The sequence below is a fragment of the Arthrobacter sp. PAMC 25486 genome (genome assembly GCF_000785535.1).
In the GTDB taxonomy this organism is placed as follows: domain Bacteria; phylum Actinomycetota; class Actinomycetes; order Actinomycetales; family Micrococcaceae; genus Specibacter.
The window spans coordinates 3107390-3122230 of sequence record NZ_CP007595.1; the positions used below are offsets into that span (position 1 = coordinate 3107390).

Annotated in this window: 15 protein-coding genes; 5 read left to right on the top strand and 10 right to left on the bottom strand. The window is 63.6% G+C overall.

All coding sequences use genetic code 11. From position 1 onward, the window contains the following. Positions 1-595: 595 nt before the first annotated feature. Positions 596-1540 carry a tRNA (guanosine(46)-N7)-methyltransferase TrmB gene (gene trmB, locus art_RS14195; RefSeq protein WP_082000572.1) on the bottom strand — a complete coding sequence of 315 codons (945 nt, stop codon included), beginning with the start codon at positions 1538-1540 and terminating at the stop codon, positions 596-598. A gap of 345 nt (positions 1541-1885) precedes the next feature. On the opposite strand from trmB, the gene art_RS14200 reads away from it, so the two are divergent. Beyond that, entirely contained in the window at positions 1886-3577 is a 1692-nt protein-coding gene (locus art_RS14200; RefSeq protein WP_038465773.1) for a DEAD/DEAH box helicase, read from the top strand. Positions 3578-3768: 191 nt separating this feature from the next. Here the strand turns inward: art_RS14200 and art_RS14205 are convergent, their stop codons facing one another. Continuing rightward, positions 3769-4539, bottom strand: a complete 771-nt coding sequence (locus art_RS14205) for a hypothetical protein (RefSeq protein ID WP_038465776.1) — start codon at positions 4537-4539, stop codon at positions 3769-3771. Positions 4540-4756: 217 nt separating this feature from the next. Here art_RS14205 and art_RS21755 point away from each other — a divergent pair, with 217 nt between their 5' ends. Both art_RS21755 and art_RS14215 read left to right on the top strand, forming a co-directional pair. Continuing rightward, entirely contained in the window at positions 4757-6109 is a 1353-nt protein-coding gene (locus tag art_RS21755; protein WP_253901365.1) for a sensor histidine kinase, read from the top strand. Positions 6110-6128: 19 nt separating this feature from the next. After that, a complete protein-coding gene (locus art_RS14215) occupies positions 6129-6782 on the top strand; it encodes a response regulator transcription factor (protein WP_253901366.1) in 654 nt (217 codons plus the stop codon). Between the two features lie 208 nt (positions 6783-6990). Here art_RS14215 and art_RS14220 read toward each other — a convergent pair whose 3' ends face one another. The 5 genes from art_RS14220 to art_RS14240 form a co-directional block, all read right to left on the bottom strand. Next, positions 6991-7395, bottom strand: a complete 405-nt coding sequence (locus art_RS14220; protein WP_162182063.1) for a hypothetical protein — start codon at positions 7393-7395, stop codon at positions 6991-6993. 235 nt (positions 7396-7630) lie between these two features. Continuing rightward, entirely contained in the window at positions 7631-8467 is an 837-nt protein-coding gene (locus tag art_RS14225) for a PhzF family phenazine biosynthesis protein (protein ID WP_038465785.1), read from the bottom strand. A gap of 6 nt (positions 8468-8473) precedes the next feature. Continuing rightward, positions 8474-9064: a HutD family protein gene (locus art_RS14230; RefSeq protein WP_038465787.1), complete on the bottom strand. Its 591-nt coding sequence runs from the start codon at positions 9062-9064 to the stop codon at positions 8474-8476. Continuing rightward, on the bottom strand, positions 9064-9300 hold the full coding sequence (locus art_RS14235; RefSeq protein WP_038465789.1) for a hypothetical protein: 237 nt from the start codon (positions 9298-9300) through the stop codon (positions 9064-9066). The genes art_RS14230 and art_RS14235 overlap by 1 nt, the downstream gene beginning before the upstream one ends. A gap of 72 nt (positions 9301-9372) precedes the next feature. Continuing rightward, on the bottom strand, positions 9373-9774 hold the full coding sequence (locus art_RS14240; protein ID WP_038465791.1) for a YccF domain-containing protein: 402 nt from the start codon (positions 9772-9774) through the stop codon (positions 9373-9375). Positions 9775-9924: 150 nt separating this feature from the next. Between art_RS14240 and art_RS14245 the strand changes: the two genes are divergently transcribed. Continuing rightward, the gene (locus tag art_RS14245; protein ID WP_038465794.1) at positions 9925-10500 is read left to right on the top strand and encodes a hypothetical protein; all 576 of its coding nucleotides are present in this window, start codon (positions 9925-9927) and stop codon (positions 10498-10500) included. 9 nt (positions 10501-10509) lie between these two features. Next, positions 10510-11022: a PspA/IM30 family protein gene (locus tag art_RS14250; protein ID WP_038465796.1), complete on the top strand. Its 513-nt coding sequence runs from the start codon at positions 10510-10512 to the stop codon at positions 11020-11022. A gap of 201 nt (positions 11023-11223) precedes the next feature. Here the strand turns inward: art_RS14250 and art_RS14255 are convergent, their stop codons facing one another. The 3 genes from art_RS14255 to art_RS14265 all read right to left on the bottom strand — a co-directional run bounded on the left by art_RS14255 (position 11224) and on the right by art_RS14265 (position 14777). Then, entirely contained in the window at positions 11224-12846 is a 1623-nt protein-coding gene (locus tag art_RS14255; protein WP_052136580.1) for an exo-alpha-sialidase, read from the bottom strand. A gap of 108 nt (positions 12847-12954) precedes the next feature. Then, positions 12955-13581 (bottom strand): response regulator transcription factor, encoded by a 627-nt coding sequence (locus art_RS14260; protein ID WP_038465800.1) that lies wholly within the window; start codon positions 13579-13581, stop codon positions 12955-12957. Beyond that, the gene (locus art_RS14265; protein ID WP_052136581.1) at positions 13578-14777 is read right to left on the bottom strand and encodes a sensor histidine kinase; all 1200 of its coding nucleotides are present in this window, start codon (positions 14775-14777) and stop codon (positions 13578-13580) included. Before art_RS14265 ends, art_RS14260 begins: the two co-directional genes overlap by 4 nt. Between the last annotated feature and the right edge of the window lie 64 nt (positions 14778-14841).

The window sequence follows — 14841 nt, forward strand, 5'->3', positions numbered from 1 at the left end:
TATGCAATATTAAGTTCGCCCGGGGGATTGTTACGGGTGGTTTGTGTTTGCCGAAAGCTGTTGATATTCGAGCGTTTGTGTGAGTGAGGGGGCCTGGATGTGCTGGATGCTTCGGGTGCGTGAGTGTCCGGATTTCGGTTCGGCCCAGAGCCGTCCTGGCGCCGTTTCAACGCCGGCGACCTGCGCCGCCGGCTACGTGAAGCCGGCGGTGGGGCCATGACTGTTCACTTTTTGTCCCAAAACGACGGCTTTGGGGCCAAGACTGTACTTTCATGGCGTGATGGGCATGCGGCGGCCTGAATTTGGCGGTTGTCCGCGTTTTGGGGCGCCGTCAGGGCGCCGGACGCCGTCCAGACCCTCTTCTTATCCGGAACAGCAGATACGACGGGTGGGTATCCCTAATCTGATTCGAGATGGCAGGTAAGCGGGGTTGCCGCCACAGGCACCCGGCCTAGCTGCCATCTCGAATCGACAAAGGGCATAACGCAAGGCGACCCGCCCAGCGCCGTCCCGGAACACGTCCGCTGGCGCGTCCATGGTCCGGCTGCCAAGGCGCGTGGGCCTTGGCGGCTGGGAGGGTCGGGAGAAGAGAAAGTTAGTTGCGGCGGAAGGCCAGGTCGAAGATGACCCGGCCGGCCTTGTGCGCCTTGCCCTCAAAACTGGTCAGTACGCGCCCGTCGAAGCGCGGAGCCCAGCCGCCGGCCTCATCCGGCTCATCACTTTGTTCGCAGTCGACTCCGCTGAGGCGCGCCGCGGTCAGGGGGCTCTCGGAGCCGGCGCGCTCGCCGTCGTGCATGTTGGAGAAGTCTGCCGAAGCATTGCCCACTTCCAGCATCTGCTCGGCGTAGGAGGACCAGTCGGTGGCCAGGCGCCAGGTGCCGCCGGGGGCCAGAACGCGGGCCACGAGTGGCGCGAAGGCGTCCTTCACCATGCGGCGCTTGTTGTGCTTCGTCTTGTGCCAGGGGTCGGGGAAGAATACCCAGACTTCGCTCACGGAACCGGCCGGCAGCATGGTGCTCAGGACCTCGGGTGCGTTTGCCTGGACCACACGGACGTTGCTGATCTTGTTGGCGACGAGCTTCTGGATGGTCTGGGCCAGGCCGGGCGTGTAGACCTCCACGGCCAGGAAGTCCTTGTCCGGGTTTTCCATGGCGGCGTGGATGACGGCGTCGCCCAAGCCCGAACCGATTTCGACGACGAGCGGGGCTGTGCGGCCGAATTCCTCCGCGGCGTCAAAGGCGTACTCCGGGTGGACGGAGGTGTCGGCGATATGGCGGGGGATGTCCACGGCCAGGTATGCGGAGTGTTCGTCCCAGGCCTTCTGGCGCTTGCCCTGCAGGCGGGTGCCGCGGCGTACAAATGACACCGTCTGCCTGCGGTAGGTGCCTTCGGCGGCCTGGGTTCCCGGGGTGATGGGCCGCGCCGAGCCGTCCTCCGTGCGGGGCGCACGCTGCTCGTCGCTGGCAGATGCGTCGGTCGCGGATGCATCGGTCGCTGCGGATGCGGGGGTTTCGGTGGCGGAAGCTGGGGTTTCACTCATCACCGTTAAGCGTACCGGGGATCGGCGGGCGTCCGTGAAGGGGCCGCCGTGCAGGCGCATCAGGTGCTGTTTCAAACTTCCTCAACGGCACCAGCCGCCCGGGCGAGCCGGGGCGAAGGTGAGATGCGGCACTAAGGTGAGTGCCCGGCGTCGTACCGCTGCTAGAATAGGACTACTTAATGTGCATCTCGCGCATTCTGCGTCGATGAACGCATGCAACTTGTCCCGCATTGATTTCGCTTCAAAGCATCTCGCGGTTGACTCGCTCTGGCATTGAATCGGCGAACCCGCTGTCAAAACTGACTGTGGGACGTTGAACCGCCTTACGAAAGATTCTCTCTTTACATGACAACTTTTGCTGCCCTTGGTGCGCCCAAGGAAATTGTTGCTTCACTCGCCGCCCAGGGCATCGAGGAAGCATTCCCCATTCAGGTCAAGACCTTGCCGGACACCCTTGCAGGCCGTGACGTGTTGGGCCGTGGCCGCACCGGCTCCGGCAAGACCATTGCCTTCGCCATCCCGCTCGTGGCCCGCCTGGCCGAGCGCGAAGCCCCTTACTTCCGCAAGCCCGGCCGCCCCATGGGCCTGGTCCTGGCGCCGACACGCGAGCTGGCCACCCAGCTGAACAACACCATCGAGCCGCTCGCCAAGGCGATGGGCTTGAACACCACAGTCATTTACGGCGGCGTCTCACAGGCCCGCCAGGAAAAGGCCCTGCGCGCCGGCGTTGACATTGTCATCGCCTGCCCGGGCCGCCTCGAAGACCTCATGAAGCAGCGCATCGTGTCGCTGGAAAACGTTGAGATCACCGTGCTGGATGAGGCCGACCACATGGCCGACCTCGGCTTCCTGCCCGTCGTCAAGCGCCTGCTCGACACCACCCCCACGCAGGGCCAGCGCATGCTGTTCTCCGCCACCTTGGATAACGGCGTGGACAAGATTGTCCAGCGCTACCTCTCCAACCAGCTCACCCACTCGGTGGACGAGGCCAAGGCCGCCGTCTCCACCATGGAACACCACGTACTTGTCGTTGGTGACCAGACGGTGAAGAAGCAGGTCATTGTTGAGCTCGCATCGGGTGAAGGCCGCCGCATCCTGTTCATGCGCACCAAGCACCACGCCCGCAAGCTTGCCAAGACCCTGACCGACGCCGGCATCCCCGCCGTCGACCTGCACGGCAACCTGTCGCAGAACGCCCGCGACCGGAACCTGGCCGAGTTCTCCACCGGCGACGTCCGCGTCCTGGTTGCCACCGACGTTGCCGCCCGCGGCGTGCACGTTGACGACATCGAACTGGTCATCCACGTCGACCCGCCCACAGAGCACAAGGCGTACCTGCACCGTTCAGGCCGCACCGCCCGTGCCGGATCCGACGGCGTCGTCGTCACCTTGACGCTCCCCGAGCAGCAGAGCGACGTCAAGAAGCTCATGCGCGCAGCCGGCGTGGACGTGAACTTTGAGCGCGTCACCACCAGCTCACCCGTGATCGCCTCGTTGGTGGGCGACGTTGCCGACAAGATTGACCCCCGCACCCGCGCAGCACTGCTCGCCTCGAAGCAGCCTGCACAGGGCGGCGGCACCTCAACCGGTGCAAACGCCCAGCGCAAGCGCGCCCGCACAGGCGCAGCCCCCACGGCCGGCGGTCGTGGCGGCCGCGGCGGACGTGGACGTGTTGCCTCCGAGGGTGGCTCGCGCGAAGGCGCGGCGGGCAACCGTTCCGAGCGTCGCGACGGCCAGGTCTCACGCCCGGCAGGCTCCGGCCGTCCGGCACGCAGCGGCGAGGGCCGTCCGGCCCGCGACGGCGACGTCGCCCGCGGACGCCGCGCACCCCAGGGTGGTTCACGCGAAGGCGCACGCGAAGGCGCACGTGAAGGTGCCGGTTCACGCGGCGGATCCAGCGTTGCCTGGTCCTCCAACACCGGCGGCACCTCCGGCGGCAGCTACAACGCCAACGGCGGCGACAAGTCCCGCCCGGCACGTTCCGGCGGACCCCGCCGCGCATCGGCTCCGGCTTCAAACCAGCGCCGCAGCCGCTAGCAGTTCCTAAACTGACCCGCAGAAAACGGCGAAAACCTTGAATTTCGGGGATTTTCGCCGTTTACTGCGGGTCAGATTTGTTTAATCAGGGCAAGCACGACGGCGGAACCCGACTTTTGCGTGCGGCCCGCCGGGCGCCGGGGTCACTGATGGCGGCGCGTGGGCACCCGGCCGGGGACGCGGCGTCGAACTTAATCTGAAGTGGTGGGCTCCGGCGGGGCCAGGTCCAAAAATGGCTCAAGGGCCTGCTTGAACGCCGGGAGATCTGCTTCGGCAATCGTGGTCACCCCGTAGTCGAGGGAGATGCTGCGCGGCTGCCCGGCGGAGCCCGCATATTCCTTGGCGGCAGCACCCGTGGTGTCCCGGTCCACGTTCACTATTGTCAAGGACAGCCACTGCGAGTCGGCATAGGCTGTGCCAGACCACCAGTAAAGTTTGTCCAGATCCGCCGTGCCGTACTTCTCCACCAGTTCCTCGTGCCATGCGGAGTCGTCCTTGAGCCTGTCGGCGTCGGGGGACAACTTCACCAGTCCAAGCCCCCGAGCGGTGGTGATGCGGTTGGTGACGGCCAGGATTCGTTCCCAATCGACGGTTTCGGCCGGGGCGGTGTTGCTGGCCCATGACACCGAGTTGAACGTGGTGGTCATGGCCTTGCCGCCGTATCCGTTGCCTTGGGCGGGATACCATCCGGCCTCGCCGCTGGCGGTCCACTGCAGCCCGAACTCTTCAGCCAGCGCTGCCTTGAGCTCGTCCAGAATTGCTGCTGAAACTCCTTCAGCGTCTTCTTTGATGGGCGCTGCGAGGAGTTCCTCAGGCAGCGAATAGGCATGGACCGGATAGTCCTTCCAGCTCACGCTGACCTCTTGCCCGGCAGTGTTGGTGTACGTGGTGGTTGGCGGAGCTGCGCAGGCGCCGAGCAACAATATTGAAAGCAGCACAGCCACAGTGCGAATTTTTGTCATTGGATGACCTTCCCCCCGAAAACCCCAAGTCTAGGCAAGGTGCGGCGCGCGATTCTCACCCCCTGGGATGAATTCCATGGCCTGCCATCAGCGACGAACCGCTGCGTTGGCCCAAAAGATGAAGGATCCAGCTTTTGGGTTGAACTCGGTCCAGGAACCCGAAAAACACGCTTCATGAGGCTTCCGCATGGTTAGTGTTGCAGGCATGGAAAAGCTAATGAACGTATTGCGAATTTGGGGTGCACCACTCACTGCTGTGGTGTTCACCCTTCTTTGGCTGGTCGGTGAGGCCGGGAGGATGGGGCCGTGGCCGGGCCTGCCCACCTGGAACGGAACCATGCCGCTCCTGCTATCAACCGCCTCCATCGCCGTCTCCGCCTGGAAGCACTACGTATCACTGGGGTTCACGGCTGCGCTGCTGCTCGGGCAGTTGCTCGGCCTGATACCGCCCATGGAAGCCAACCATTGGCCCATATATGTTGGTTCCTTCATGGCCTTGGCCTTCATTCAATGGACCGGCGATCGCCGTGCACGCGTCGTCTCCGTTGGATCCAACGCAGTTTTTCTGGTGCTTATGACAATCTTGCTGATGGCTGGGCAGTACGGCGACGGTGTGGGCTGGTACTCCAGTCCCGATGGGCAGCTGCTCAACCAGTCTGGCGGTGAAGCACTAAATCGACTGGTGTTTTCTTTGTGGGTCGGGGTGTTGCTGCTTCTGATCGCTGTGGGATTCGCCGCAGCCGGCCGTACACTCTCCCTCTACGAAGAACGCGGCGGGTTGTTCCAGGACCGCAATCTCGCCGTGGACACCCTGCGGCAGACCGAAGTTGACTTGATCATCGAACAGGAGAGAAGCCGTATTTCGCGCGATCTTCACGATGTGTTGGCCCATTCGCTCGCGGTCATTGCTGCCCAGTCCGACGGTGCCCGCTACATTAGTGCAGGCCAGCCTCAGCCAGTTCTCAACGCTCTGGAGAATATCTCCAGTGCTGCGCGGAGTGCCCTCGTGGATGCCCAGCGCGTGATCGAAGGCGCCGGTGATGGGGTTGCCGCACCCCAGCCTCGCTTCAGCGATGTGCTCCCCCTGATCGAAAGAATGCGGCAGGGCAGCCTGAAGATTTCCCACACCGAGTTGGGGACCCCTGTGGAACTGACCACCGGCGCGCAGGTTGCCGTGTTCCGGATAGTGCAGGAGTGCCTCACCAATGCGCTCAAACATGGTGGCAGGGGGATTCCCGTGATAGCGCATTTTGACTGGAGCGGCCCCGGGCTGACGCTGCATATTTCCTCTGATGTTCCCGACACGGCTACCCACCAGGCCGAAGAACCCCGCCAGGGCCGCGGCATCGCCGGCATGCGGGAACGCGCTCATTTGGCGGGTGGATGGATGAGTGCCGGGCCGGACGGCCAACAGTTCCGTGTGACAGTTTTCCTGCCCTACGGGATGCCACAAGACATGCCCGACGGCGTGGGCCCGGCAATCGAAAACGGTGCCGAGTGTGGCGGGTCGGGCCAGCAACGGGATGCGCTGGAGACGGCTGCTGCGGCGGGAAGCGGTCATAGTGGTTGATCCGGGATCCGCTATTACAGTGGCACTGGTTGACGACCAAGAACTTTTCCGGGCAGGCATACGCATGCTCGTCGAAAGCCAGCAGGACATGGAAATGGTGGGTGAGGCGGGCGACGGGGAGGAAGCGGTGTCTCTTGCCGCGCGGGTGAATCCCGAGGTCATGCTGATGGATTTGCGGATGCCGGTCATGGACGGTGTCACCGCCATCCGACGTATTGCTCAGGCATCGACTGCCGCCGGGACTGAGAAGCCGCGCATCATCGCACTGACCACTTTCAACCGCGACCAGGCCGTGGTGGAAGCTGTCCAGGCAGGGGCCAGCGGATATTTACTCAAGAGTGCGGAGCCCGAATTTCTGCTGTCGGCCATTCGCACCGTGCATTCGGGATACTCGGTCATTGCGCCGGGGACCGTTCAGGACCTGTTCAGGCACGCTGCCAGGACCTATCCAACGGAGGGACCCGATCTGTCCATACTCGATGCGCTCTCACCACGTGAACGGGACATCTTTCTGCTGGCAGCCAAGGGACTGGCCAACGCCGAGATTGCCGGCAGCTTGTTCGTTTCAGAGGCGACCGTCAAGACGCACCTGCGCAGCGTGTTGGATAAGTTCGGGCTGCGCACCAGGTTGCAGCTTGTAGCCTTCGCCTACGAACGCCGCCTCCTGGGATAGCCGCGACGAATTTCGTGCCCGGCGTCCTTGTCACCGCGCTGTCGTCGTTCTAGCGTTTTCGTCGTCCTAGCGTTTTAGGGATCAGAGCAGGAACCGACGAAGCGGGAGCGGAATCCGCAACACTACTGAGCCGGGTCAAATTGAACAGATGAATCATTCAGCTTTGGGATGAACTCCCGCCAAAATTTGGGTGAGTCAATTTCCATCATCACTGGGTGGAAATTTGCCATTTAACTTCTGCGAATTTGTCTCGGGCATAGATGGTGACGACGATGTCTCCCGCGTCAATCTCGACCCGTCTATTTTGAACTTTTTTGTCGCAGGTCACTGTGTAAAGATTGCTCTTTTCAGAGGACCCGATTTGAAAGACGACTGGTCCCGTCGAGTCGCAGACGACATCCATATCCACTGTCCTGGCGGCATGTGAAATGAAATTGGTTCCCGTAGCTGTTTCGATGTGGTCGTATCCGCTAGTTGACAACCCCTCGGGTTGAATCGGCAGTTCGGTTTCCCCGATGTCCTGACTGTGCATATCCGCAAATTGCGAACTCTCAAGAGGACTTGTTGCAGGTTCGGCGGAAGGTGTGTTTGCGCCCGAGGTGCATGCGGTCATGCTTAGAAGGATCATCCCCGCTGCGGCCCATCGCTCTGCGTATTGTCTCAACTGTTGTGACATGACGACCTAACGTTTTGAGTGGCTGGACTCAACGCCATGCTACACAGGCTGTCCGTCGCTCTCTGTTGAAGGTCAGCAGGAAATTGTGATTGTTAGGATGTCCCCGACGACTGAGTTGCAGGCGGTGGTCATGATTTGGGGGCTTCTGCCCATGATCGAACGGCCAGGGCAGCTATAGCCGGACTGTTCCGGCGACGCACCTGGTCACGTGTCCGCCAACCCAGATGGCTTCACCTTCCACACCGATGTGCACCCGGCCCAGCCGGTGCAGAACTGTCCCCTGGGACACCACGTATTGTGGTGGCGCGATCCCCGTGTCAGTCAGCCATCGGGCAAGTCCTGCGTTCAGGCTGCCGGTCACTGGGTCCTCCCACACCGCGTCCCCGCCAAAGAAGGCCCGCACCTCAAATTGGGTCTCCCCGCCGGGGCTGCAGGGGCCAACCACACCAATCTCGAGGTCACCCAACTTTCCGGGATCCGGGCGCAGCGCCAAAATATCGTCCGAAGATGCCAGCCGGACGCCAATCCAGCGGGGGCCGTTGACCAGCCAGGACGAATCGAGAATCTGTCCTCGGGCAATCCCCAAGACGCCGGCAATGTGTTGCAGATCGGTTTCCGCAACAGCCTCATAGCGGGTCAGTGGGGGTGCCTCGAACGCCATGACATCCCCGTCGACGCGGACGCGGACCAGCCCGGCCGCGCACTCCTGCACGACAAACCCGCCAGGCCCCACCGTCCCGCCTGCATCCAGCCATGCCTTCGCGGTTCCCAACGTGGGGTGACCGGCGAACGGAAGTTCCTCGCTCGCCGTAAAGATCCTGACACGGTAGTCAGCCTGGGGATCGGCAGGGGCAAGCAGAAACGTTGTTTCGGCCAGGTTGGTCCAGTTGGCAAACTGTTGCATGTCCGCGGAACTCAGGCCATCGGCGTCGTGGACCACGGCCAAGGCATTGCCCCGGTACGGCGTGTCCGAGAAAACATCGATTTCGCTGTAGCGCAGGGACGTCATGGTGTTCTAGGAAACCGGGTCGATGCTCAGCACGGCCAGGAAGCCGCGGCCGGAAATCTCCGGGGCGTCCTCGGAACCCACCACGGTGTCAAACTTGCCCAACGCCTCGGCGGCGGGGGCAGCGGAGGAGGTATCGCCGTCGTCCGTTGCAGCGGTCACAACGGCGGGGGACACCGTGGCCGAGCCCTGCAACAGCACGGCAAACTGGTCCGCAAACACGGGGTGGGGGCGTTTCTTGGACAGCTCTATGATGGCTGCGTAGCCCTTGAAAGAGCCGCGCCGGGTCATCAGGTTGAGGTCCTTGAGTGCGCCGGTGGGCAAGCTCGCGGAGGTCTGCGAATCGCCGGAAAAGCGGAACGGGCGGTACTTTTCAAGTGCCTGCTCAACGCCGTCGACGGTCAGGGCAATGAGCTCGCCCTCTACAACGGTGATGATCCGGTCAATGCCCGGCATGGGCGTGAACGGGCCTGCCTTGGCGATATCGGCAATGCTCAGGCGCCAGTCCCAGTTCTTGGGGTCGGGTCCAGCCGCGATCTGCCGTGACGTTCCGCCGGCCCAAGGCGCAGTCTTCAGTGAGGCGTGGCGAATGATTTCCACTATTGCTCGTCCGCGTTCTTCTCGCTGTACACGTGCAGACGCTTGAGGTCCGAGGGCCGACGGCGGAGCTTGCGTTTGTAGTACGACCAGCCTCCCGTGATGGCCAGGGAAACGGCAAAGGCCAGCACGATCTTCAGCGGCAGGTTGATCCTGGCGAAGGTGAGCACCAGGATCATGGCGGCGAAACTGGCGAAGTTGACTACTATGTCCAGCCAATCGGTGGTCTTATTGCGCATGGCACCAGCTTACGCGGCATCGCACCGTGCCGGACGCGTCGACGATCGAGGGGGCCAAGGCGGGAACCGGGCTCAACGGTACGTGGCTACGAATGGCTGGTTGGTGGGCACAATCTCCTTCCCCAGCGGCATCAGGGACACCGGGATCATCTTCAGGTTCGCGATGGCCAGCGGGATGCCGATGATGGTGATCGCCATGGCGAAGGCGGTGGTGATGTGGCCAATGACTATCCAGATTCCGGCAACCAGAATCCAAATGACGTTTCCCAGGGTGCTGGCGATTCCGGTGCCGCCGGGCTTGTCCACGACGGTGCGCCCAAACGGCCACAGCGCATAGCCGGCAATGCGGAATGACGCGATGCCCCACGGAATGGTGATGATGAGAATGCAGCACAGTATCCCGGCGAAAAAATAGCCAAGAGCCAGCCACAGGCCGCCAAACACCAGCCAAATGATATTCAAAATTGTCTTCATCTTTCCATTCTGCCGTGCGCCACCGACAAACGCCCCAGGGATCCCCCTGTTTTTACCCTAAAAGCGTGAAACTGTCCCAGAAAACCCGGAGTTTCCGGTGCTACGCTGAACTGGAACGCCCATCACGCAAAGGCAAGGAAGCAATCACCCATGGACTTCGGCACAGTCTTTCTGATCCTCATGCTGGTGCTCATTGCCCTTGCTGTTGGTGCTGCCATTACTCTGGGAGTGCTGGTTTCCCGTGGCGTGGTGGGCCTCGTGAAGATCGGCAAACCCAAGTACGAATCCGCCAAGCGCAGCGCCTTGAAGGTCCGGGCCGAGTCCAGCACGGGCCCTGTTGCCGCTATTCTCAAGCAGCGTGTGGCCCTCGCCGAGTCGCTTGAGGCCCCCCGCCGGTCCCTCGACGTAGCCCAAAGCACCGGCCAGTACACCGGCAACCTTTCCTCGATTTTCACCACGCTGGAGGAGACCGGCGCCGTCATGGAGCACCAGTTGCTCGTCGCCCAGCAGGAACCCGACGCCGCGGTCCAGGGGCTCTACGCCAAGACCCTCGCCGGCCAGGTCGAGCAGATCACGCAGACGGCCAGGGGTGTCCGCAACGCCCTGGCAAGTGCCGCCGCGCCGTCCGGCAGTGCGGATCTGAAGGACCTCACCCGCACCCTGGAAATCGAGGCTACGATGCTGAAAAATTGGTCAAAGACGTACACCGACCTCGGCAACGACTAGCCTGACCCGATGAACGTACTCTCCCGCATCGCCGCGTTCTTTCGTGGCAGGAACGCTGCCAAGAAGTACGACGCCGATGCCTCCTCCGCGGGCCAGCTCACCATGGCGGATGCCCAACTTAAGCAGCAGGCCGCTGTGCAAAAGATGCGTCGAGGCGTCGCCGATGTTTCGGTGAGCCGGCAGCGGCTGGACCTGCAGGCCGCCGACCTCCAACAGGCGCTGGATTCCCTCGAGGAACAAGCGGCTAAGTCCCGTACCGCCGGTGATGAAGGGGCCGCCCAAACTGCCATGCGCCGGCACCTCATCATGGGCGGTCAGCTGGCCGACCTGATGTCCCAACGCGATGCCCTGGCCGAACAAGAAACCATGCTGATCGCCGCACTCACGCAGCTGCAGGCGCGGGTCGCCGGCTTCAACGTCACGTCGGAAACGCTCAGGGCAGCCCACAAGGCGGCCGACGCCAACCAGTCAATCGCCAAGGCCCTCGAGGAATTCGACGACAAAAACGGCCCCGCCAAATAACCCCCACTACCGACGCTCGCTCACATACGGGGCACCTTCTGCGAACGCTCGCTCAGTAGTTGGGGTCATTTCGTAAACGCTCCTGCGGTCGGTGCGAGAACGTTGCCGACAAGCCCCCGTATGTGAGCGAGGGTTCTGGGAAACAGGCCCGTATGTGAGCGAGCGTTCTGGGGATTGGGTGAGGGGCGGCGGGCGGGGGCGTCAGTGCTCCTCGATGTCCCCCGTCGGAACGCCGAAGGTGAAGAGCCTGCGGACGCCTTGGTCGGAGCCGATGCTTCCCACGAGCAGCCGGAATTCCAGAGACACCACACCGGCACCAATATCCGCCTCGGTGACTGTGTACGTGGCGGCAAAGCCATGCATGGAGTCCGGATCCAGGGGCTGCCAGGCTACAACGGTCCTGCTGGCGCCCAGCCCGTCCGCCAAGAACACCGCCACATCCTGCACGGGACCGGAGTTTTCCACCCGGCCAGCAAACGCCAGTACATCCCCGGCCTTGTATCCGGGAATCACCGCTCCGTAGTTCAGGTCCTGCGACTCGCGGTTGGAGAGCACCTGCGGGGCCTCCGCGGAGTAACCCTGGCCCACTTCCTTCCACGCCGCCGGGTCCCAGTCGCCGTCGGTTTGAGTGAGCACAAAACTCTCGCCCACGCTCTCCCACACGGCTGGCCGGCCGGGCGTGATGGAACGCAACACCACGCTCAAGCCGACGCTGCCCGTGAAGGAGGTTCCGGCGTCGTGCGTCAGGGAAGCGGTAGGGGAGGCAAGCAGCTCCTGCGGGTCCACCGACGTGAACACAATTTCTTGGTAGCCCTGGCGCTCGTAAAGCACGCCGATGCGGCCGTTGGGAAGGCGCGTGGCCGTGGAGTATTGCGAGCTTCCCCCGCAAAGTTCGACGGCGAATGGCCAGGTTGCGCCGTTGTCCTGCGAGAGCTTCAGGAGGGTGTTGCGGCGCAGGAGGGGGTCGTGGTTGTGCGTGGCGATGAGCCAGTCGGCGGTCTTCGGCGAGGCGAGGCCGGCGACGGAAGGCAGGCCGTCAAAGCGGGCCACGGAGCCGTTGTCGCTGGGGTCGGGCAGTTCGAAGTGCGGTTGCGCGGGGGACCAAGACCGGCCGCCGTCGGTGGAGAGGGCCGTGAGCCGGTGCGGAGTGGCACGGGAGTGCATCAGGAGGCTGCCATCGGTGCGGCATACGACCTTGTTTTCATTGGCGCCGTCGATGAATTCGCCCAGCGACCAGCTCTCGCCGTGGTCGTCGCTGTAGGCGCTGGCAGCCTTGATTGCGCCCTCGTGCAGGAGCACGAACTGCTGAACGAGGCGGCCCTGGAACGGGCCCGTGTGGAGCTGGATGCCGGCGCCCGCGGCGGCGAACAATCCTGTGACACCCTCGCCCTTGAGCATGGCCGTGAGGCGGCGGTGCTGCCAGGTTTCGCCGTCGTCGTCAGAGAAACTGAGGTCCGCGTGCTGAATGGCGTCCTGATTGTCCAGGCCTGCGGCTGCCTCAAAGAAACCGGCGTGGGTGCCGGCCGCATGGAACATGAAGATGCGTCCGGTGACGGTGTCGACGAGCAGGCTCGGATCCCCGTAGCCGTCCAGGCCAGTGCCGGTGCGGACCGTCTGCTGCGGGCCCCACGTGGCGCCGTTGTCGGTGCTGCGCCGGAGCAACAGGTCGATCGGGTTGGGGAGGTCGTCCAGGTTGGGGCGGCCGTCATAGGCGGCCAGGATGGTGCCCCGTGTGGAGACCGCCAATGCGGGGATGCGGTATTGGCGGTGGCCGGCAACGCCACGGCGGGCAAGGACAATTTCCGAGGAGGTAGGACGTTTCATCACATGACCAGCTTAGTCACGTTTTCTTGCTGTTTGTTGGGCGCCCGACGTGTCAACGCCTCGTCACGCGGGTGCCCTCGCGGCCAGGCAACAAGGATCCAGCCGTGCCTAGATCCAGCCCTGCTGCCACGCCTTGTCGGCGGCCTCATGCCGGGATGCGGCATTGAGCTTCATCATGGCCGAGGACAGGTAGTTGCGCACCGTGCCCGGGGCCAGGTGCAGCTGCTGCGCAATCTGCGCCACGCTGGTAGTGGTGCGGCTGACCCGAAGCGTTTCCAGCTCCCTGTCGGTCAACGGGGAGCGTTCGGCCGTCAGGGCGGCAGCGGCAATGTCGGGATCGATATAGCGCTTGCCGGCTGCCACGTCTCGGATGACGTGGGCCAGCTCCTGCGCCGGGGTCGACTTCGGCACGAACCCTGATACCTTGGCGGCCAGGGCCCGCCGCAGCACCCCGGGCCGGGCGTGTCGGGTGACGATGATGACCCGCGTGTTGACGGTGGCAAGGATCCGGGCCGCAGCCTCGAGGCCGTCGGCTTGCGGCATCTCCAGGTCCAGAAGGCAGATGTCCGGTTGGGTGGACACGGCCAGCTCTGCTGCACTCACACCGTTGTCGGCGCTCGCCACCACCTCAATGTCGGATTCCAGGCCAAGGAGTGCCTCCAAGGCACCCCGGATGAGATGTTCGTCGTCGGCAATCAGCAGCCGGATAAGGCGGCTGTCCTGGGCGTCGGTCATGGCAGTGTTCCTTTAGTGGGGACCCATGCCTGCAATTCAAAGCGACCGGTGTCCATGGACGTTTCAAGTGTGCCACCCAGGGCCTCGAGGCGTTCCCGCAGCCCGAGCAGGCCGGTGCCAGTGCCCGGTATTGGGGAAACGGCCCCGTTGTTGCTGATGGTGAGGGACGCCCCGCCAGGCGATGCTGCCAGCGTGATGGCGGCCGTTGTGGCGTCGCTGTGCCGCAGAATATTGGTGGTTGCCTCACGCACTGTCATGGCCAGGGCCTTGTGCGCGGCGGGGCCTGCCGGGACGGGGGTCAGCTGCAGTTCACACGCGGCGCCGGAAGCCGTGAGGACTTCGCGGGCATTCTCCAGCTCATTTTCCAGGGACGTTTCGCGGTAGCCCGAGACCAGCGTGCGGGTTTCCTCGAGGGCCTGCTTGGCAATGAGCCGGGTCTCGTGGATGTTGGCGCGTGCGGCGTCGACGTCGATGGGCAGCAGCCGTTCGGCCAGCTCGGATTTCAGCGCAATGACCTGCAGGTGATGGCCCTGGATGTCGTGCAGGTCCGCGGCAAAACGCAGCCTTTCCTGTGCGACGGCGAGTTCCCCCGCCATGAGCCTGTGCCGGTCCAGTTCCACCACAACCCGCCACCACCACAGGCTGCTCAGCAGCACCAGGGGCATGCCCGCCGCGTAAACCAGGAGCATGCGCACGCCGGGATTGTCCGGCACGCCGTACGCGGAGCCATTGACGAGAGCGTAAGCAAAAGGATGCAGCAGGGCAGCGGCGAGGCCGGCACCCAGAACCGCCATGCGCTGCCACGTGGGCAGCAGGCAGGCGAGCAGGCAGACTGCGAGCCAGAGCGGGAGCACCCACAGCGGGGCATCGGCAGCCACGAACAGGCCCAGCACCCAAACCACGGCAGCGGGCAGAATCAGCGCCACCGTCCACACCGTGCGGGGGAGTCCGCCGCCCAACCCCGCCCGCAGGAACCAGGCGTAGCGGACCTGGGTGAGAACAGCGGCAAGGAAAGTGACAAGGAGAAGCCCGGAAACGACGTCGTACGTGGCATTAAAGGACTCCACGGCCAGGCCCAGCAGCATGGCATCCAGGACCACGAGGATAAACACAATGGAACCCAGCGTGTAGGTCCAGGTGGTGCGCACGCTGCGGCCGAGGGTGGCGGGAGGCTGCGGGATTTCGGGGGTGGGCATGGGGTTCAGTTTAGGGCAATGACATTTGTCATGGATTCCGTGTGCAAAGTGCATGGGAAGCGGT